The 19,713-nt window shown below is 67.1% G+C and carries 12 protein-coding genes and 1 tRNA gene; 10 read left to right on the forward strand and 3 right to left on the reverse strand.

The window, feature by feature from the left end:
* Positions 1-54: 54 nt before the first annotated feature.
* The 3 genes from RIV12_RS00120 (at position 55) to RIV12_RS00130 (ending at position 6,704) form a co-directional block, all read left to right on the forward strand.
* Positions 55-1,140, forward strand: coding sequence for a YbfB/YjiJ family MFS transporter (locus RIV12_RS00120; protein ID WP_309321476.1), 1,086 nt, complete (start codon positions 55-57; stop codon positions 1,138-1,140).
* A 103-nt stretch (positions 1,141-1,243) separates the two neighbouring features.
* Positions 1,244-3,379, forward strand: coding sequence for an HNH endonuclease signature motif containing protein (locus RIV12_RS00125; protein ID WP_309321478.1), 2,136 nt, complete (start codon positions 1,244-1,246; stop codon positions 3,377-3,379).
* Entirely contained in the window at positions 3,300-6,704 is a 3,405-nt protein-coding gene (locus RIV12_RS00130; protein ID WP_309321481.1) for an error-prone DNA polymerase, read from the forward strand. The genes RIV12_RS00125 and RIV12_RS00130 overlap by 80 nt, the downstream gene beginning before the upstream one ends.
* 12 nt (positions 6,705-6,716) lie before the next feature.
* Here the strand turns inward: RIV12_RS00130 and RIV12_RS00135 are convergent, their stop codons facing one another.
* On the reverse strand, positions 6,717-8,177 hold the full coding sequence (locus RIV12_RS00135; RefSeq protein WP_309321483.1) for an AI-2E family transporter: 1,461 nt from the start codon (positions 8,175-8,177) through the stop codon (positions 6,717-6,719).
* A gap of 69 nt (positions 8,178-8,246) precedes the next feature.
* Here RIV12_RS00135 and RIV12_RS00140 point away from each other — a divergent pair, with 69 nt between their 5' ends.
* Positions 8,247-9,158, forward strand: a complete 912-nt coding sequence (locus tag RIV12_RS00140; RefSeq protein ID WP_309321485.1) for a D-hexose-6-phosphate mutarotase — start codon at positions 8,247-8,249, stop codon at positions 9,156-9,158.
* A 113-nt stretch (positions 9,159-9,271) separates the two neighbouring features.
* Positions 9,272-9,362: transfer RNA gene (locus RIV12_RS00145), tRNA-Leu, on the forward strand.
* A 65-nt stretch (positions 9,363-9,427) separates the two neighbouring features.
* Here RIV12_RS00145 and RIV12_RS00150 read toward each other — a convergent pair.
* A complete protein-coding gene (locus RIV12_RS00150) occupies positions 9,428-9,982 on the reverse strand; it encodes a DUF805 domain-containing protein (RefSeq protein ID WP_075417614.1) in 555 nt (184 codons plus the stop codon).
* A 207-nt stretch (positions 9,983-10,189) separates the two neighbouring features.
* On the opposite strand from RIV12_RS00150, the gene RIV12_RS00155 reads away from it, so the two are divergent.
* Positions 10,190-11,593, forward strand: coding sequence for an MFS transporter (locus RIV12_RS00155; protein WP_309321487.1), 1,404 nt, complete (start codon positions 10,190-10,192; stop codon positions 11,591-11,593).
* A gap of 1,223 nt (positions 11,594-12,816) precedes the next feature.
* On the opposite strand, the gene RIV12_RS00160 is transcribed toward RIV12_RS00155, so the two are convergent.
* Positions 12,817-14,160: a hypothetical protein gene (locus RIV12_RS00160; protein ID WP_075417612.1), complete on the reverse strand. Its 1,344-nt coding sequence runs from the start codon at positions 14,158-14,160 to the stop codon at positions 12,817-12,819.
* Between the two features lie 117 nt (positions 14,161-14,277).
* On the opposite strand from RIV12_RS00160, the gene RIV12_RS00165 reads away from it, so the two are divergent.
* From RIV12_RS00165 to RIV12_RS00180, 4 genes are all read left to right on the forward strand, one after another.
* Positions 14,278-15,417 carry a GNAT family N-acetyltransferase gene (locus tag RIV12_RS00165; RefSeq protein ID WP_309321489.1) on the forward strand — a complete coding sequence of 380 codons (1,140 nt, stop codon included), beginning with the start codon at positions 14,278-14,280 and terminating at the stop codon, positions 15,415-15,417.
* A gap of 49 nt (positions 15,418-15,466) precedes the next feature.
* Complete coding sequence (locus RIV12_RS00170; RefSeq protein ID WP_309321490.1) at positions 15,467-16,978, forward strand: MFS transporter; 1,512 nt, start codon at positions 15,467-15,469, stop codon at positions 16,976-16,978.
* On the forward strand, positions 16,975-17,508 hold the full coding sequence (locus RIV12_RS00175) for a TetR/AcrR family transcriptional regulator (RefSeq protein WP_075417609.1): 534 nt from the start codon (positions 16,975-16,977) through the stop codon (positions 17,506-17,508). The genes RIV12_RS00170 and RIV12_RS00175 overlap by 4 nt, the downstream gene beginning before the upstream one ends.
* Before the next feature lie 106 nt (positions 17,509-17,614).
* A complete protein-coding gene (locus tag RIV12_RS00180) occupies positions 17,615-19,666 on the forward strand; it encodes a M3 family metallopeptidase (RefSeq protein WP_309321492.1) in 2,052 nt (683 codons plus the stop codon).
* Positions 19,667-19,713: the final 47 nt, after the last annotated feature.

The raw sequence follows: 19,713 nt of genomic DNA on the forward strand, positions 1-19,713 counted from the left end.
GTGTTCGCGGCCACGCTCGTACGCTTGGCTGATGGAGGTGCGGTAGTCGCCGTCGTGCTGCTCGCCCAGTCCTCCGGGAAGCCCGGATGGATGTCCGGCATGCTGGGAGCGGCAATCATCGCACCGCATCTGCTCGGTCCGTTCATCGCCCGCCGCCTCGACACTGCAGATGACGGCAGGAGGGTTATCGCCATCTCGGCCCTCGCTCACGGACTGCTGTTCGGGACTGCCGGGCTGCTGCTGCCGGTGACGTGGACCGTCGTCCCGGCAGTGCTGCTGGTCCTCTCGGGAGTATTCGGGCCCATGCTCACCGGAGGGGTGAGTAGTCGGCTGCCGTCAATCACGGGGCCGTCGCAAGAGAGCCAGCGGCGTGCACAGAGCTGGGACGTCGCCAGCTACGGCGTCAGCGGTACGCTTGGGCCCGCTGTTGTCGCGTGGATCTCGGCCGCTACTGGCCCGCTGGGAGCGATGTTGATCCTTGCCGCCTCGGCACTCGTTGGATCCGGGGTTGTGCTCGCGCTCCCGAAGCAGGCGCCGGCTGCTGAGCCGGGTGCCGTGACTTCGCCAGCACGCGTCCTGATGACGATCTGGCGATCCAGGCCGCTGCGCTGCACGCTGGGACTCACGGTCGTGGTCGCGTTCTCGGTCGCGGCGCTACCGATTTATGCCGTCGCCGTCGCCCCGACTCTTGGTGGGACTGCTTTGGTCGGCGCCCTGGTTGCTGGGTATGGAGGTGGTGGTCTTGCTGGATCCGCGCTGTTGATGGTGTGGCCGCTCAAGGGAGACGCCGACAGGCTCACGTCGCTGCTTGCCGGAGTGGTCGCCGTGGCGCTGGGTGTCGTCATATCGGTGTCGAACCCCGTCCTGACGATGATTGCGTTCATCGTTGTCGGCGTTGCTAACTCCCTGTTCTTCGCTGCGACATTAGCGGCTCGCAGCGAGTACTCGCCTCTTGAGCTGCGGGGGCAGGTGTTCATCTGGGTTGGGGCCCTGAAAATCGCGGCGGGATCGGCTGGTACAGCGGTTGCCGGTGCACTTGCCGGCGCTGCAGCGTGGCTTCCGATCGCTGCCGCTGCCGTCCTATCGGCCGCAAGTTCCCTCTGGTGCGTCATGGAGCGCCGGCGGGCTGGGGTGGGCTGACAGGGACAGTGGTTTCGGTTTCCCGATTATTCGTTGTTATCGCAGCGGTTTCTCGGGGCTGTTTCGCCGTGCGGTTGGTGGGGAGTGCGGCTATACTGTACATATGTTCGAAGCTGGTGTGCTTCCTCGTGTCCCGGTCGGTGGTGCGGCCGGGATGCTGGGTGCGCTCGTCGGGGAGCTGACGGCGGCTTGCCTGACCGGGTGCGCCGAGCTGTCGACGCATCCGGGTCAGTGGGGGCCAGACGGCCGGGTCTCGGCGGCGGTGGGTTATGAGGAGCGCAGGTTCAACGCCACCTGCCTGCTCTCCGCTCGCCTGGGCCTGTCACGGAGCCGGGCCGGCCAGATCATCGATCACGGCAGCGCCCTGATGAGCATTGGTTTCGGTCCCACTGAGGTGATGAAGCGTTGCGGGGTGCTGGACTCAGCCAAGGCGTCGCTGGTGACTCGCCGCCTGGAGGTTGTGCCGACTCCGGTGGCGTTGGCGGTTCAGGAGCGGGTGCTGCCTCAGGCGCCCAGGCGCAGCGTGTCCCAGGTGGGGCGCGACAATGAGCGGGCCCTGATGGAGGCCGACCCCGCCGGCCACACTGAGCGGGTCAGGGTCAATGTCTCCAGGCGGTGCGTGTCGTGTCCCAGGCCCGCCGGTGAGGGTGTGTCCCAGGTCCGGCTTGTGCTGCCCACCATGGATGCGCTGCTGCTGGACGCGACCCTGGACGCGATCGCCGCCAGTGCGTGGGCCTGCGGTGAGCAGCGCACCCTGGGCCAGCTGCGCGCTGACGCGCTGAGCGCGATGACCCTCTCCACACTGCGCACCAGCCAGCAGGCCGTCTTCGTCCAGCCTGTCCTGAAGGAAGCCTCGCATTGCGGCGAGGCCCAGGGTGAGGCTAATGGCTCCGAGTCGGCTACCGCGGCGCAGTTGCTGCCTGACGGGGTGCCTCTGGAAGGGCTTCTGGGGGCCTTGAGCTCCCTGGTGGGCTCAGCCAGCCCGTGGTGGACCCCCTCAGGCTCCGGACACCTCCCCCTGTCCAGAAGCATCCACATCAACGTCCAGGTCACCGTCCCCCTGAACAGCCTCACCGACCCAGGCGGCCTGGCACAGATAGAAAACGCCACCGATCACGCGCCGGCCACACACGATCCCGGCGGCCACGACCCCGGCACCAGATCCGAGGGCAACCGGCTCCACAACGGCGCCCCAGAGGGACGTCATCCCGGGGACAGTGGTTCTGGAAGCGGTAGCCCTGGGGGCAGTGAGTGTCCCAACGCCCCCTGCTGCCTTGAATCCGGCGGAGCCGGCCCTGGCGAGAACCCCGCTACTACGCCCGAGCCGCTCAACAGCGCAGCATCCCCAGGCGGCAGAAGAAGCCTGCCCACCGCCGGCGGGAGGACTCTGCCCGGCCCTAGCGGGAGGAGTCTGCCTGGACCCGCCCCGGCTGCTCCCGCCGCCTCGTTGTCCGCCACGCCGGCTGAGGTTGCGGAGGTGCAGATCGGGGCGCGCAGCGCGGCGGTGCCGGCTATGACTGCCTGGGCCCTGGCCGCCGGCGGCACCTGGAGGCGCCTGGTGACCGACCCGGTCAGCGGCACCGTCGTGGACGTGGGCCGCACCAGGTACCGTCCCCCGGCGGGTCTGGTCGACCTGGTGCGCGCCCGCGACCGGGCCTGCGTCTTCCCTACCTGTCAGACCCCGGCCTCCCGGTGCGACATCGACCACCTCACCGCCTGGGGCCAGGGCGGGACCACCAGCCTGGACAACCTCGTCACCCTGTGCGAGGCCCACCACCGCCTCAAGCACACCCCCGGCTGGACCCTTACCCGCGACCAGGCCAACGGGACACTGTCCTGGCACACCCCCGACAGGACCGTCTACCAGCGCCACCCAGACGGCACCATCACCCGCCACCCCAAGAGGGTCGGGCCCCACCAGTGCTACGTCCCCGGCACCGTCGTACCGGGGGATCTGAGCAAGCAGATCTCGACCGCCTCAACAACACCAGCACCGGCAACAGCACCAGCCCCCGCCTCGAGACCCGCGGCCCCCAACCCGGCCAGAAAGCCGGAGCCTACGAGACCACCCCCTACCCCAAAGCCACCCACACCCTCGGACTCGCACCCCTCATCGACGCGGCCCCACCCTTCTCACACTCCAGATGCCACGGACAGACATGACCAGTCGACACCGCTATGCCGAGCTCCACGCCCATTCCGCCTACTCATTCCTCGACGGGGCCAACGAGCCCGATGACCTGGCCTCGGCCGCTGTCGAGCTCGGTCTGGAGGCCCTCGCCCTGACCGATCACGACGGCGTCCCCGGTATCGTCAAGCATGCCCAGGCGGGTCGTACCCACGGACTGCCCACCATTCACGGCACCGAGCTCACCCTGTCCGACGGCTCCCACCTGCCCGTCCTGGCTCGCAACCCCACCGGTTACCGTCGCCTGGTATCCGCCATTTCTCAGCACAACCTGGACACAGGGGAACGCCGAGAACCGGCCCACGACCTGCCCACGCTCGCCTCGGCTCTCCGCACTGACCCCACCGGCCGGACCGAGGGAGCCGCGGGAACCTGTCTCATCCTCACCGGCACCGCCAACGGTCCCCTGCGTCGGGCGCTGGGCGACCCTCGCCGCCCCGGCACCTGGGACCTGAAGGCGGCAGACGCCTGCCTGGGTCACCTCGCCAATCTTTTCGCCGCTCCTGACCGAGGCACCCCCTTAGGCGCCGGATCCACGACCGGTCGCCCACAGGTGGAAGGGGACGCCGCTATCGGCCTGGCCGTTGAGCTCACCCTGGATGGAGGCCCCACCGACGCCGCCCTCACCGAGGCCCTGACCCGCCTGGCTCACGACCACCGGCTGCCCCTCGTGGCCACCGGAGCGGTGCGCTGCGCCCACCCCACCGACGCCCGTCTCGCCGACGTCCTCACCTCAACCCGCCTGGTCACCGACCTGGAAGGCGCCCGCGGGCATCTACCCGCCATCGGCCGCTGGCTACGAGGAGCCCAGGACATGGCTCTGCTCCACCGCCGCAGTCCCGACGCCGTCGATCTGGCCGCCGAGCTCGCCGAGGACCTCGCCTTCGACCTGTCGCTCATCGCTCCGGGCCTGCCCGATGCCGATGTCCCGGAGGGACATACTCCAGTCAGCTGGTTGCGCGAGCTCACCCGCCAAGGCGCCACCCGCCACTACGGCACCCCGCAGGAGCACCCCCGGGCCTGGGAGGTGCTCAACCACGAGCTCGAGGTCATCGAGTCCCTCGGATTCCCCGGCTACTTCCTCATCGTGCACGCCATCGTCGAGTTCTGCAGGCAGTCGGGAATCCTGTGCCAGGGGAGAGGGTCGGCGGCCAACTCCGCAGTCTGCTACGCCCTGGGAATCACAGCCGTCGACGCCGTCAGGCACCAGATGCTCTTCGAACGCTTCCTGTCCCCGGGGCGAGCCGGCTACCCGGACATCGACCTCGATATCGAGGCCTGCCGCCGCGAGGAAGTCATTCAACACGTCTACTCCCGATACGGCAGAGAGCGTGCCGCCCAGGTCGCCAACGTCATCTCCTACCGGCCCCGATCCGCAGTCCGTGACGCCGCCCGAGCCCTCGGCCACCCCGCCGGCGTGCAGGACACCTGGGCCAAGCAGATGGAGCGATGGACCTCGGTGCGCCCCGGAGGGCTGACTGGGCAGAGCGACGAGGTTCCCGAGCCGGTCCTCGATATCGCGGAGAAGCTGCTGCGGCTGCCCCGCCACCTGGGGGTCCATCCCGGAGGCATGGTCCTGTGCGGCCGCTCTGTCACCGAGGTCTGCCCGGTGCGCTGGACCGCTATGGACAATCGCTCGGTTCTCCAGTGGGACAAGGACGACTGCGCCGAGGCCGGGCTGGTCAAGTTCGACCTTCTGGGCCTGGGAGCGCTCACTGCCCTGCGTCTGGCCTTCACCACACTGGCAGAGCGAGGACAGACCGTTCCCGACGCCGTGACGGAAGGAGAGGCGCGCACCTCCCAGTCCGGCCGCCCCTGGGGGCTGCACACTCTCCCCGAGGAGGATCCGGCCGTCTACAGACTGCTCACGGCCGCGGACACGGTCGGGGTCTTCCAAGTCGAGTCGCGTGCCCAGATGGCCACCCTGCCCCGACTTCGCCCCCAGACCTTCTACGACATCGTCGTCGAGGTCGCCCTCATCCGCCCCGGCCCCATCCAGGGCGACGCCGTCAACCCCTACATCCGCCGCCGGCTGAAGCGTGAGGAGATCACCTACCTGCACGACTCCCTCAAACCCGCCCTGACCAAGACCCTGGGAGTGCCCCTCTTCCAGGAACAGCTCATGCAGATCGCCGTCGACGCCGCGGGGTTCAGCCCCGCCGAGGCCGACACCCTGCGTCAGGCCATGGGGGCCAAACGATCCATCGAGCGCATGGATGCCCTCCGCGACAAGCTCATAGCCGGAATGAGGTCCCAGGGCATCGACACGCCCACCGCGGAGCAGATCTACAGCAAGCTGCGGTCGTTCGCCGAGTTCGGCTTCCCCGAGTCTCACGCCTTCTCCTTCGCCTACCTGGTCTATGCCTCGGCATGGCTCAAGGTGCGCAAGCCCGAGGACTTCTATGCCGGGGTCCTGGCCGCTCAACCCATGGGCTTCTGGTCCCCGCAGTCCCTTGTCGCCGACGCCCGCCGCCACGGTGTGCGCGTCCTGCCCGCAGACATCAACCGCTCACTGGCACAGGCCACCGTCGAGCAGCGGGAGAACCACCGGGATGCAGATCGATCAGGCCAGTGGGAGCCGCTGAGCCCTCATCCCGCCGCCCCATCCGCCCTCGATGTCCACGATGACCTCGCGGTGCGTCTGGGCCTGGCCCCGATCAAGGGCCTGGGGGAGCGGGCTGCGCACGCCATCGTTGCCGAGCGCCGTGCCCACGGCCCCTACCGGGACCTGGCCGATCTTGCTCGACGCGTGAGCCTGAGCCGCTCCCGCCTTGAGGCGCTGGCCGCCTCAGGAGCCCTGGACGGCTTGGGGACGGAGCGCCGCCAGGCCCTGTGGGCTGCCGGGGTCCTCTCCGACGAGCACGGCCGCCGTCGCGACTCCTCCCGTCGAGGTCAAGGCGCGTGGTGTCAGCCCACGCTTCCGGGGACCGCTGTCGGCGCCCAGGCCCCGACCCTGCCGACCATGACCGACCGTGAGCGCCAGGCCGCCGACCTGAGCCTGACCGGAGTGTCCACGCACGGCTCGCCCCTGAGGCTGCTGCGCCCCGCACTGGCCACCGACGGCGTGCTGAGCGCAGCCGATCTCTCAGGTCAGGAGCATGGGAGCCGGGTGCGGGTCGCCGGCGTCGTCACCCACCGGCAGCGCCCCCACACGGCTTCCGGCATGATCTTCCTCAACCTGGAGGACGAGACCGGTCTGCTCAACGTCGCCTGCAGAGCCGGCATGTGGCGCCGCTACCGCAGCGTCGGCAGACGTGCCGTGGCCCTCATCGTGCGCGGCACCGTGGAGAAGGGAGACGGAGTCGTCGCGCTCATGGCCGAGCACCTCCAGGTCCTCCCCGGTGTCCCCGGCACCGGCAGCCGGGACTGGTGCTGACAGCGGCTCCTCTCACTCCTTGCGGGAGGAGTACGCGGGCAGCTCACCCGTGACCGGGGCGTCCTTGGTGTGCAGCTCGGAATAGACGGACCAGAGCACGCTGATCAGCGGAACCGCGACGATCGCGCCGAGCAGACCGGCGGCGTAGGTCCCCAGGGCGACGCCGATGATCACCACCACGGGATGCAGCGAAACCTGACGCCCCATGATGAGGGGCTGGAGGATGTGCCCCTCGATCTGGCCGATCCCCGCCACCCCCACGCCGACAACGATCATGGTGACGAAGCCGCCGGAGGCCAGGGCCACCACCATGGCCACGATCATCGCCAGAGGAGCGCCGATGATCGGGATGAAGGCGCCGATGAATACGAGCACCGCCAGGGGTGCCGCCAACGGGATCCCCACCAGCTGTAGGAAAATCCCGGCCATGATGGCGTCGGTGAGTGCCACCAGCACGGTGCCACGGGCGTAACCGGCGAAGGTGTACCAGCCGGCGCCCGCGGCCCGGTGAGTCGACTCCCGCATCGTGGCAGGCAGCTCGTTGAGGAACCAGCGCCACATCCTGCCCCCGGAGGCGAGGAAGAAGATGGTGACGAACAGTGCCAGGGCCAGGACTGTGAGCACATCGACGACCGCACTCGCGTTGGAGAGCAACTCCGAGGCCAGGGAGGGGGCATTGGACTGCAGATAGTGCTGCCCCTGACGCAACCAGAGCTGGAACTGGTGATAGATCTGCTGCTGTGTCAGGTGCAGCGGCCCGTTCTCCAGGAACTCCATGATCGTGTTGAGGCCATCACCGAACTGGGATGCCAGGGAGTTCCACTGACTGGTGACCGAGGTGACCACGTACGTGACCAGTCCGGCGATGGCACCGATGGTGCTGAGCAGTGCCAGGAAGGTTGCCGGGTAGCGGGGCATGATCCTGGCGAAGAGGTTGACCATCGGTTGGAGGATCGAGGTGAACACCAGCGCCATGAACAGGCCGACGAAGACCGGGATCACCTGTGAGGTGGCGTAGAAGACAAGACCGATGACAATGATGATGCCGAGGCCCAGCCAGGCCCCCATGCCGCCCCGCACCAGCCAGGCGGGCAAGGAGTCCATGATCGTGGAGCGGGTCGTCACCGTCTCCGGGAAGGAGACCGAGGGCGCCACGCGCACATGGGTGGTGGACACCGGGGGAGTGGTCGGCCTCGCCGCTACGTCCTTGTCCGAGTCCGACTCCCAGCGCAGCTGGTGGTCGCGATCCGCCTGCCTGCGTCTCTCCGCCCAGTCGATACCCCGGTCCAATGCTGTCCGGGCATTCTTGAGCCGGCTCAGCAGGCCGCTGCTGCTGAGGATGTCCCGGGAGGACTTCTTCTCCGAGTCGGGTCCCTGAGCCGCCTGCTGGGAGCCGGGGCTCTGTGAGGACTCGGGAACCTCGGTCGACGTGTCCTGCGTCGGATCCTGTGACGGAGAGCTGTTTGTTGTCATGGGGTGAACGTTCAGTCCTTCGCTGGTCATCGGGCTGACGAAACATCTTCAGCCTACTAGCGTGGCCCCATGACCGCCCCGAATGTCGGCAATCCGACGCGCCCCACCTCTACGAACCAGATGCGTCTGCCTCGCACCGCCGCGTTGGGGCCAGGGCGGGGAGGACAGCAGAGACTTCTCATCGACGCTCCTGCCGGAGCCGCGGAGATCTACCTCCACGGTGCCACCGTGACCTCCTGGGTGCCGCGCGGTGGCTCGGAGGTCATCTTCACCTCACGGCAGGCGGTCTTCGATGGTTCCACCGCCATCCGTGGAGGAATCCCCCTGTGCCTGCCGGAGTTCGGCGTCGGCATCAACGGTGACGCCGTACCGAAGCACGGGTGGGCTCGCATCGCCCCCTGGCGGCTGCGCACGGTGACCACCACCGACGGCGGCGGTGTCCGCGCTCTTCTGAGCGTCAGCCGTGACCGCCTGACGGCGCTCTATGAGGTCGAGGTCGGTGAGACTCTGCGCCTGGGACTCAGCTTGCGCAACGAGGGGACCGAGCCCCGTACGGTGGAGGCGGCCGCCCACACCTACCTCTCAGTCCACGACGTCACCGCCAGCGTCATCAGCGGGCTCGCCGGCGCCTCCTACAGTGACAATCTGGCTCGCAGTCCCAAGGAGGCCCGCCACGTCCAGGAAGGCGATGTGACAATCTCCGGACCCGTGGACCGCATCTACGACTCCGCCGAGCCGATCACCGTGACTGATCCCGGGCATCAGCGCACCATCCGCGTAGACAAGCGCAACGTGCCCTCAACGATCGTGTGGAACCCCTGGTCCACGTACAGTGCCCCGCTGCCGGACATGGCTGACGACGAGTTCCCCGCCATGGTGTGTGTCGAGAGCGGAGCGGTGCGTGAGCACGCTCCGACCATCGCTGCTGGGGCGAGCTGGTCGATGCAGGTGACCTTGAGCGTCGAGAGTACCGGAGTGTGATGGGAAGCACTTGAACGTGACTTGGTGGCCTCGGTGGCCGTCATGCTAAGTTTCTCTGCGTCGCCGGGGCGAGGTCCTGGCGAGGCCGCTGAAAGGCGGAGGAGACAACACAAGTCCGAGTGGCGGAATAGGTAGACGCGCTAGCTTGAGGTGCTAGTGCCTTATTAAACGGGCGTGGGGGTTCAAGTCCCCCCTCGGACACCACCAACATATGATCCCCGGAACCAGAGGGTTCCGGGGATCATCGCGTCTCCGTCAGGAGACCTCGGTCAGCTCCATTCGGGACGGTAGAGGTCGGGGCGGGGAGGCATGCAGCACATAATGAGCGGCACGATTCCCAGTCCAACGCAGTAGAGAAGCAGGAACAGCCCCGACTGCCCGGTGTCATGAAGGCGACGGACCATTATTGCGAGCGACGGAATAATGATCGCGAAACCGTAGAGTATGAGCAGACCCAAGATGATGAGCGGTGCTAAAGGCATCTCTTCAGCGCCAGACATTGCTGCCGAAGCACCGATGGCCACTGCCAGTATGTAGAGACCAAGGGGGATGAGCACCTGGAACAGTAGAAATGACCACCAGAACTCGGCCTGAGATGCATAGCCTCGGAACTGGGCGTAGCGCTGGAAGTAGCGCTTGGCGGCCTCGCCGATGCTTGCGCCAGGCAGTGGGGCGACGTCGGGGGCTAATGACGTAGCCCCGAACTGGTTGGGGGTGCCGTAGGGTGCTGGGCCACCCGGGTAGGGGGCTGGGCCGCCATAGGGTGCCTGGCCGCCGTAGGACGGCTGCTCTCCGTAGGGAGCGGGGCCGCTTCCGTAGGACATGAATCCTCCAAGTGAGACGGGGTAGGGAGTTGTGAATGCCTTCATGGTCGAGGCATCCGAGTGGATGCGTCTTCTAGTTTCAGAACGGCATGCGTCCAACAGCCTAAGGGAAGGGAACTGGGCACGTCATCTTCGTCGTTGCTACCACGGTGGGGAGTAGTCCCTATACCGAATCGCAGGGCGGCCGTCCCGGTAGAGTGAGCCTTTATGCGCTCTGTTACCCCAGTGAGCACTCCTCCGGGCGCGCAGCACCGTCCCGAGCTGCTACGTGCGCGCGCCGGGGTCTGTCTGGTGTTCCTGGCCAATGGCCTGGGATTCGCCAACCTGGTGCCGCGTTTCCCGGAGATCGTGGCGGGGCTGGGGCTGAGCAAGAGTGCCTTCGGACAGGCCGTGGCCGCAGCCGGTGTCGGGGCTCTTGTGGCGGGGCTGGCAGCGTCATGGCTCATCTCCCGCCTGACCTCGGCCAAGGTCGCCAGCCTGGGCATGATCGTGGTGGCTCTGGCCCTCCTCGGAGTGGGGCTGGCTCGGTCGTGGGTCGTCCTGGCGGCCTGCCTGCTGGTTATGGGAGGGACGGACTCCATTGTCGATGTCGCACAGAATGCCCACGGGCTGCGGGTCCAGCGCCGTTGGGGAACCTCCATTGTGACGAGCTTCCACGCCTCGTGGTCACTGGGGGCGGTCCTAGGAGCAGCCATGGGTCAGGCCATGGCCGGAGCCGGAGTGGGACTGGGAACTCACATGGTGCTGACGGCGGCGGTGCTGTTAGGCCTCTCGGGAGGTCCCCTGCTCGCGGGCTGGTTCCTGCCTGGGCACGACCGCGCTGATCGCGCCCCCGATCCGTTTAAGGATCTCGACGACACCCCCGAGATGAGGTCGGCGCCCTTGCCTCGTGGCGCCCTGCCGGCCACGGTCCTCGTGCTCATCGTTGTCAGTCTGCTGTGCGCCGCCTCGATGTTCCCCGAGGACGTCGCCATGAACTGGTCGTCCCTGCTTCTGTCCGAGCAGGGTGCTGGCGCCGGTCGGGTTGGGCTGGGGCTGGTGGCACTTCAAGGAATGATGATCATTGGGCGTCTGGTGGGCGACCGCATCATCGACGCTGTCGGTCAGCGAGCCGTGATCGCCTGGGGCGGGGCGCTGGTCACCCTCGGAATGAGTATCGCCCTTCTGCTCTCCTCCGTTACCGGGACGCTGCTGGGGATGGCGATCTCCGGGGCGGGGTGCGCCGTCGCCGTACCCGTGGCCTACTCCGCCGCCGACGACGTCGAAGGGCTTCCGCCCGGGCTGGGACTGACCATCGTGTCCTGGCTGGCCCGTCTGACAGGCCTTCTGGCGCCTCCGGTTGTCGGCCGGCTCGCTGACGACCACGGACTGTGGGTGGCTCTGGCCTACGGCCTGCTGGGAGGCCTCATCATGGTCACCTGCTGGCCGGTCCTGCACCGCAGGTCTGCCGGGGACGAGGAGACAGGGCGGATGCGAGGGTCAGGCCAGTCCCACGAGGCGTCGTCGTCCGGCGTCCCGGCGACGCGCCCAGACAATACTGACCACAACGGTGGTGGCCGTGGCGATCACGGTGAGTCCGATGTACACGGGGAGACTCAGGAACAACGCTGATACCGCTGAAGCGTCGGTTGAGCGTTCTGAGTGGCGTTGAATGAAGACCAGGACGCCTCCGGCCGCACACAGGACCCAGAAACCGGCCGCTGCCGCGTTCCAGTAGTCCTGTCGAAGGCGCGCCGCGCACCAACCGGGAAGATTGTCAACATCGACATCTCGAAGGCCTATGCGGCGAGGCGCGTCGTCTCCGGGAACCTGCGTCGGGTAAGCCACCAGGAGCCGGTCGCAGGCCTGTAACGACGGTATCAGGCCTATTCCGACCATTCCTGTGCAGACCAGAATGGCGAAGATCGTCCGGTCGGTGCTGAGAACTGCCCCGACTCCACTGAAGACGTAGATCAGGGCAAAAACGAGGATCATGAGGGATGAGGTGAGCAGGAGTTTTACTCTGCCTCTTCTGACGGTCTTGGTGACACTGTAGGCGTCGGGCCAGGCCGGTCCCATACGGCCATCAAGAGTGACTCCCCGCCTGCGCGTCTCACTATGAGGGCGGGTGATGAGGTCGGGACGTAGCCCCGCTTCAACGTCGAGCGGGCGCGACGATCCTGGCTGCTGCCCAGTTATCTGGGTGAGGACTGAGCGTAGGAGCTGCCACTGCTCCTCGGCGACGAAGTCCGGTGTCCGCAGGATCCAGGTGCTCCGGAGCCCAATAACCGTGATGAGCACGCCCAGGACGATGAATCCAGCAGGTATGAGCAGTAATGGTGAACCGAATGCGAAGGAATGGCCGTAAGCCTCATCGTCGATTCTCATCATGGGTGTGGCTATGATGAGAATGGAGAATGCGATGAAGGAGAAGAAAACTCCGAAGCCGGTTATAGCCAACCTGCTCCACATTCCCGGACCCCACTGCCGGCCAGGCGCCGCAGTGCCCGGATCGTAAGAGGAGATGGCGGCCTTGACCGCCTGCTCAATCTGCTCTTGGCCGGCAATGGATGCCGGCACTGTGAGCCGTTCACGAACCAGGGGGAGCCTGGAGGCGGAGCCGAGCCCGGACTCGTAGTAGTACGTGCGCGTGGTCCCGCCATCAGACGAGGCGCTGACCGAGATGTTGCTGACGCGGGCCGGGACCCTCTGCTCGACCGTGACGACTGCGCCTTCCTGACGTACTCGCACGGCAGGGAGCTTCCAGCGTGCGATTGCGGGGCCATGACGACGACTTGCAGGTACGGGGCTGGGCATACTCATGTGGGCTTGTCTCCGTGGGGTGTGGGCAGAACTCAGATGAGTCCTGCCTGGTGGCGCAGTTCGCTGTCCTTCTGCTGTATCCAGTGCCTGCCGATCACAACGGTGGCGAGTGCTACAGCGATGACGACCAGCGCAAGGACCGAGTTCTGTATCAGTGCGTAGGTGTGAGCCTCCTGCGAGGAGGGGCTGGTCGAGAACGCAGTCTGATTCAGCATCACAGAGGCGAATATGGCGAGAATAGCCACGACGAACTCAATGATGAACACGATCGCAGCAAGGTTCCAGTAGCGTTCGCGCCGGCGCGCATCGCACCACGCGGGTAAGGAGGCGGTGTCGACATCCTCCCAGCTGAGCTCTCGCGGTTCTTCCTCTCCGGGCATCGTACTGGGATAGGAAACGAGAAGGCGGTCGCACTGCCGGGAGGTGTGGGAGAGGATCGCACCGAAAACGCTGACGCCGCCGAGCAGAGGAATGAGTGTGAGCTGTCCGGCGGCGATGAACAGCAGGAAGATCAAAACCCCCACGGTCAGGAAGACTGAGGCGAAGACGGTCATGCCGATGAGGGTGCGCCGGCCCTGCCTCACGCGCTTGGCGACGTCGTAGGCATCCGGCCATGGGGGACCCATGCGCCCGTCACGGGTGACTCCTCGCGTGAGGGAGTCTCCGTTCGGGTGAGTAATGAGATCCCGGCGCAGGCCGGCCTCAATGTCCAGGGGGCGCGACGAGCCGGGCTCCTGCCCTGCCAACTGGGTCAGGGTCTGACGCAACAGCCCCCACTGCTCCTCGGCCACGAATTTCGGGGTGCGCAGGGCCCATGCTGCACGAGCGCCGACGACTGCAATGGCGAGTGCAACGAGGGCGAAGACGCTGGGAAGAACTGTCAAGACCTTCTGAATGCCGGCGAAGGGATCGCCCGGATGCGAGATGGAGGGGCTTCGGTGGAGGGAGACGGCGAGGTACAGGCCGAATCCCGCCATTCCTAGCGCGGCGACGGTCTGCAGCAGCCGCAGCAGCGCATCCCCACTGAGCTGAACGGACAGCGCTGCCGTGCCCGGGTCGTAGGCGGCGATGGCGTGGTTTACGGCTTGACGAACCTGCTGCTTACTTGCCGCACTGGCCGGAATGGTCAGACGCTCCTTGACGAGTGCCACTGATGTCGGAGATCCCAGTCCGGCTTCATAGATCGGAGTCTGATGCTCGTCGTGGAGGCTACTGGAGTCATCCCTGCGACTCGTGTGAATGCTCTCCACGCGGGCGGGAACCCTCTGCTCGACCGTGATGACATCGCCGCGTCTGCGTACCCTCACTGAGGGCAGCATCCAGCGGGGAATGGCGGGACCGTGACGGCGGTTCTCTGACAAGGGGGTGGTGCTCACGCAGGCTCTTCTCTCCTTGGTGCTTCGCCTGTGAGCATAGGGCAGGAATCGTCCTGGGAGATGATTTTGGGGAATCCATCAGGAGCGCAGACGGGGGAGGCGTTAGCATCGTCTCCCATGGATCCCTTTGAGATGACTGTTCCTGCGGATGCCGGTCTGCCCGCTCTTGTCCTGTCGGTTCCGACCGGCGACGACCTCGACCGCATCACCGAGATCTGCCAGGACGCGGACATCCAGGAGTGGACCTTCGTCCCCCGCAGCTATCAGCGCAGCGACGCAGAGTTCTTCGTCGAGCAGGTCGTGGCCAAGGGCTGGAGCGAGGGGCGCGAGCTCACCTGGGCGATCCGCGAGGCAGACGCCGGCGCCTCTCCGCACCTGGTGGGCATGCTCGGCATCACCCTGAGCGGCCCTGAGGACGCTCGGACCGGCGAGGTCGGTTACTGGCTCGCTGCTGCGGCGCGCGGGCGCGGCACCATGACCCGTGCCGTCGCCGCCCTCATCGATATGGCCTTCGACCCGAAGGGCCCCTTGAACCTGTCCGCGCTGAGGTGGCGCTGCGACATCCATGAGACGAGCCGCGGCCCCGTGCCCAACTGGACCTCCTGGAAGGTCGCCTGGTCCCTCGGCTTCCAGCGGGAAGGGCGAGTGCGCCGCTTCCTGCCCAACGACGGTCGCCTCCATGATGGCTGGATCGCCACCCTGCTGCCCGAGGACCCGCGTGAGCCGCAAGCTCCCTGGGACGGGCCCGTTGGCGCAGACGACGTGCTTCCCCTGGTGGCGCACAACGGCGTCGGAGAGCGGGAAGGTGACGACCCCGAGGCCCTGGTGCGCCGCTTCCACCATGTCTACGGGCTTCCCGTCCAGACCGACGGTGCCAGCCTCGAGCGCGAGAGCCTCGACATGCGCATGAGCCTCATCGCCGAGGAGTTCGCCGAGCTCGTCGGCGCCGTCTACGGGCGGGCGGCACGCAGTGAGATCGAGTCGAGCTACCGCCGCGCCGTGGCTGCCGACGACGGTGCTCGTGACACCGTCGAGACCGCCGACGCCCTGGCGGATCTCATCTACGTCATCTACGGCATGGCCCTGGAGACGGGGATCGACCTGGCGGCCGTGCTCGCCGAGGTGCAGCGCTCCAACATGTCCAAGCTGGGCGCCGACGGCCGGCCGGTCTACCGCGAGGACGGCAAGGTCCTCAAGGGGCCGGGCTACTTCGCTCCGGACGTGGACGCAGTGCTGCGTCATCGCCGCCTGCGCTGAGAAAGAGCCATCGGTGCGACCATAACTTTACTGTGCATATAGTAAAGTTATGATCGTGACTCGTACCCCCGGACTTCGCGCCTGGGCGGCCCTGGCCGTCCTGACTCTTGCCGTCACTCTGCTGGCCATTGACTCCACGGTGCTGGCGCTGGCGATCCCCTCACTGAGTGCCGACCTGAGCCCGACGGCCAGCCAGCTGCTGTGGATCGGCGACATCTACTCCTTCACCCTGGCCGGCCTGCTGGTCACCATGGGTAATGTCGCCGACCGCATCGGTCGGCGACGCCTCCTGCTCGTCGGGACGCTCGGCTTCGGGGCCGCCAGCATCATGGCGGCCTTCGCGCCGAGCGCGGGAGCCCTCATCGCCGCTCGAGCCCTGCTGGGTGTCGGTGGCGCCACAATCATGCCCTCCACCCTCTCGCTCATACGCAACATCTTCCCCGATGCCCGCCACCGCACCACCGCCATCGCCATCTGGTCCGCCGGCAGCTCCGGCGGCACCGCCCTGGGGCCGTTGGTTGGCGGAGTCCTGCTCGAGCACTTCTGGTGGGGCAGCGTCTTCCTCATCAACGTTCCCGTCATGGCGGCCGTCATCGTCACGGGCCTGTGGCTCCTGCCGGAGTCCAAGAACGAGCAGGGTGCCCCGGTTGATTTGGCCTCCGCGGTCCTGTCGGTCCTGGCCATCGTGCCGATCACCTACGCCGTCAAGTCCTTCGCCCACGACGGCCTGACGGCCGTTGCCGTAGCGGCGCTGGTGGGCGGTCTCGCCGCCGGATGGCTGTTCATCAGGCGTCAGCGCACTCTGGAAACACCACTGATCGACGTCGAGCTCTTCAGCCGCCCCGCGTTCACCTGGGCGATTGCGGCCACTGTCCTGGCGATCTTCGCCTTGGCCGGTCTGCTGTACTTCTTCTCCCAGTACCTCCAGCTCGTTCGAGGCTACTCCACGCTCCGAGCGGGCCTGACCGAGCTGCCCACATCACTGGCCTCCATCGTCGTTGTCGCGGTCGTGGCCGCGGTGGTGCGCCGACTCGGCAACGGTCGGGCGCTGGGAAGCGGCCTGCTCATAGCCGCGGTGGGGCTGGTTGTGGTCGCTCTGGGGGAGTCCTACGGCGGAATCGTGGTGATCTGCGTCGGCCTGCTCATCATCGGCGCAGGCATCGGCCTGGCCTTCACGGTCTCCACCGGAGCGGTCCTGGGGGCGGTGCCGGCGGACCGCGCCGGAGCGGCCTCCGCCATCTCCGAGACCGGACTCGAACTGGGAGTAGCCCTGGGGATCGCGGTGCTCGGCACGATTCAGGATGTCGGTTACCGGCTCCTGCTCGGACAGGCCCCCTCCGGGATCCCGGGGCGGGTCGCCGACGCCGCCGAGCAGTCCCTGGCCACCCTGGCGGGTGTCATCGATCCGGGTGACCCCGGGCAGGCCGAGCTGATGGTTCAGGCCCGAGAGGCATTCACCCGCGCCATGCAGGCCACCGCCGTGATCGCTGCCGGTATCCTCCTGTTCGCGGGTGTGATGGCTGCGCGTCATATCCCAGCGGCAAGTGAGGAGAGCTCATGAGAACCTCGAAACGGGACCGCATCATCACGGGGGCGCTCGAGCTCGCCCACCGTGACGGTTTCGATGCACTCACCTTCGACACCCTGGCTGAGCACGTTGGTCTGAGCCGCGGCGGAGTCATCTATCACTTCCGCACCAAGACCGAGCTCCTGGAGGGGATCGCGGCAGAGTTCCTGGAGCGGTGGCGGACTGAGGCCCTGGCTGCGCTGGGCGGGCCCCTGGAGGAGGCGAGCCGGACCGAGCGCATCGAGGCACTGACTCGCTCAGTCCTCGACGGCGAAATCCTGCCCGGCGAGGTCAGCTTCATGCTCTCGGCCACGCCGGAGGCGGAGATGCTCAAGGATGCCTGGAACACGCTGCGCAGGGAGTGGGTGGGTGAGCTCCGTGAGCTCACTGCCACGCAACGCGTGGCGCTGCTGGCCGTGGACGGATGGTGGGCCAACCGCGCCGTCGACACTGACAGTCAGGACCCCGACGATCCCGAGATCGCTGATCTCATCGTATCCCTGGCCGCCGGGAACGTGCCGTGAGCAGAAGCTCTTCACTGCCTGCGACACGGACGAGATAAGGACTAATGACCCACACGAGTCTGCTTGTTGTTCTTGAGAAGCTCCGGTCACATGGCACGATGGGCCCATGAGCGAGACCACCGACGCTACCGACCTCCCGGAGTCGAACGTCTTCGCCAGGCCATGGCCGCTCGACCTGGGACTACCCGGCTTCACAGCCGTTGACCACGCCGACATCGAACCGGCCATTCGTGCTGGAATGGCGGCCGAGCGTCAGCAGTGGGAGGCGATCGCCGCCAATGAGGATGAACCCACCGTTGCCAATACCGTCGATGCGCTGGAGCGATCCGGTGAGCTCTTGGAACGTGCGCTGACCGTTCTGGATGCCCTGACCTCCGCCACCGACTGCCCGGACCTCGACGAGCTCGAGGAGGCCCTGGCTCCCGAGCTGGCGGCCCACTCCGACGCCTATCACCTCGACTCACGTCTTTACCGCCGCTTCAAAGCCCTCGACGACCTCGTTGCCGCAGCCCCTGACGGACAGGACGCGTGCGACGCCGACGGCACCGTCATCGACGCCGAGGCCGCCCGCCTCATCCGCTTGACTGTTGAGGAGTTCGAACGTAATGGCGTCGGCCTGGAGGAGGCGGAGGCGCATGCGCTCAAGGAGATCAACGCCCGCGTCAATGCGCTCAAGATGCGCTTCTCCGTCCTGGTCACCGAGGCCATGCATGCCGCCGGGGTCACCAACGTCACGGTGCCACCGGCCCTCGCCACCACCCGGCCCCACAGCGCCAGGCTCGCCCTGTTGGACAAGTCCATGAGTCGAGGGCTGGGGGAGCAGGGCGCCTCCGGCGACACCCGCAGCATCGTTCTGGAGCTCGCCCTTCTGCGCGCCGAACGGGCCGCCCTCCTGGGCTTCCCGCATCACGCCGCCCTCGTGGCCGCGGAGTCCGCCGCCCGAACCACCGAGGCGGTCTCGGAGCTGCTGGGACGGCTCACGCCGCCGGCCATGGCCAACGCCCGCAGAGACGCCCGGATCTACGCCGCCCGTATGGACCTGGATCCGCAGACCCAGGCGGGTGAGACCTTCGGCCCCGCCGACTGGCCCCTCTACGAGGCCGCTGAGCGCAAGGAGCGCTTCGGCGTCGACGACGAGGTCCTGGCCCCCTACCTGGAGCTGTGGAGCGTCGTTACCAAGGGGGTCTTCTACGCCGCCAATCGTCTTTACGGCATCACCTTCCACGAGCGCGAGGACCTGGCCGAGCACATGTACGCCCCGGGCGTGAAGGTCTGGGAGGTGCGAGACGGCGAGGACTCCCAGGCACCGGTTCTGGGACTCTTCATCGGCGACTACTACGCCCGAGCAGGCAAGTCCGGCGGCGCCTGGATGGACAGTCTCGTCACCGGCTCAACACTCACCGGCCGTAAACCGGTCGTCATCAACTGCTGCAACATCGAGCGACCCACCTCCGGTCCGGCTCTGCTGACCTGGGACGAGGTCATCACCTGCTTCCATGAGTTCGGGCACGCCCTGCACGCGCTGTTCTCCGAGACCCGCTACCCCTCGGCCTCCGGAACCGCCGTACCCCGTGACGTCGTTGAGTTCCCCAGCCAGCTCAATGAGAAGTGGGCGCTTCACCCCGAGGTGCTGGCCGGCTACGCGCGCCACGTGGACACCGGTGAGCCCCTCCCGCCCGAGCTCGCCGAGCAGCTGCGTGGTCAGGGCACCTTCGGTCAGGGCTATGCCACCACCGAGTACCTGGGAGCGGCCCTGCTCGACCAGGCCTGGCACACCCTGGCCCCCAGCGAGATCCCGAGGGACGTTGCTGAGGTGGAGGACTTCGAGCACCGGGCTCTGGCCGAGGCCGGAGTCGATGACGCGCTCGTGCCTCCCCGCTACCGCACCACCTACTTCTCCCACGTCTTCGCCGGAGGCTACAGCGCGGCCTACTACGCCTACATCTGGAGCGAGGTCATGGATGCCGACGCCATCGAGTGGTTCACCACCGATGGCGCGATCAGCGGAGACCTCGGCCTGAACCGCCGTACCGGAGAGCTCTTCCGCCGCGAGTTCCTCTCCCGCGGCGACTCCCGAGACCCTCTGGCCTCCTATCGCGCCTTCACCGGGCGCGCCCCCGGCATCCTGCCCCTTCTTCAACGTCGCGGACTGGCCTGATGGACGCAGTTCGCATCTTCACCCTCTCATCACCGGAAGGAACATAA

Source organism: Actinomyces stomatis, assembly GCF_031292835.1.
GTDB classification, from domain to species: Bacteria; Actinomycetota; Actinomycetes; order Actinomycetales; family Actinomycetaceae; genus Actinomyces; species Actinomyces stomatis.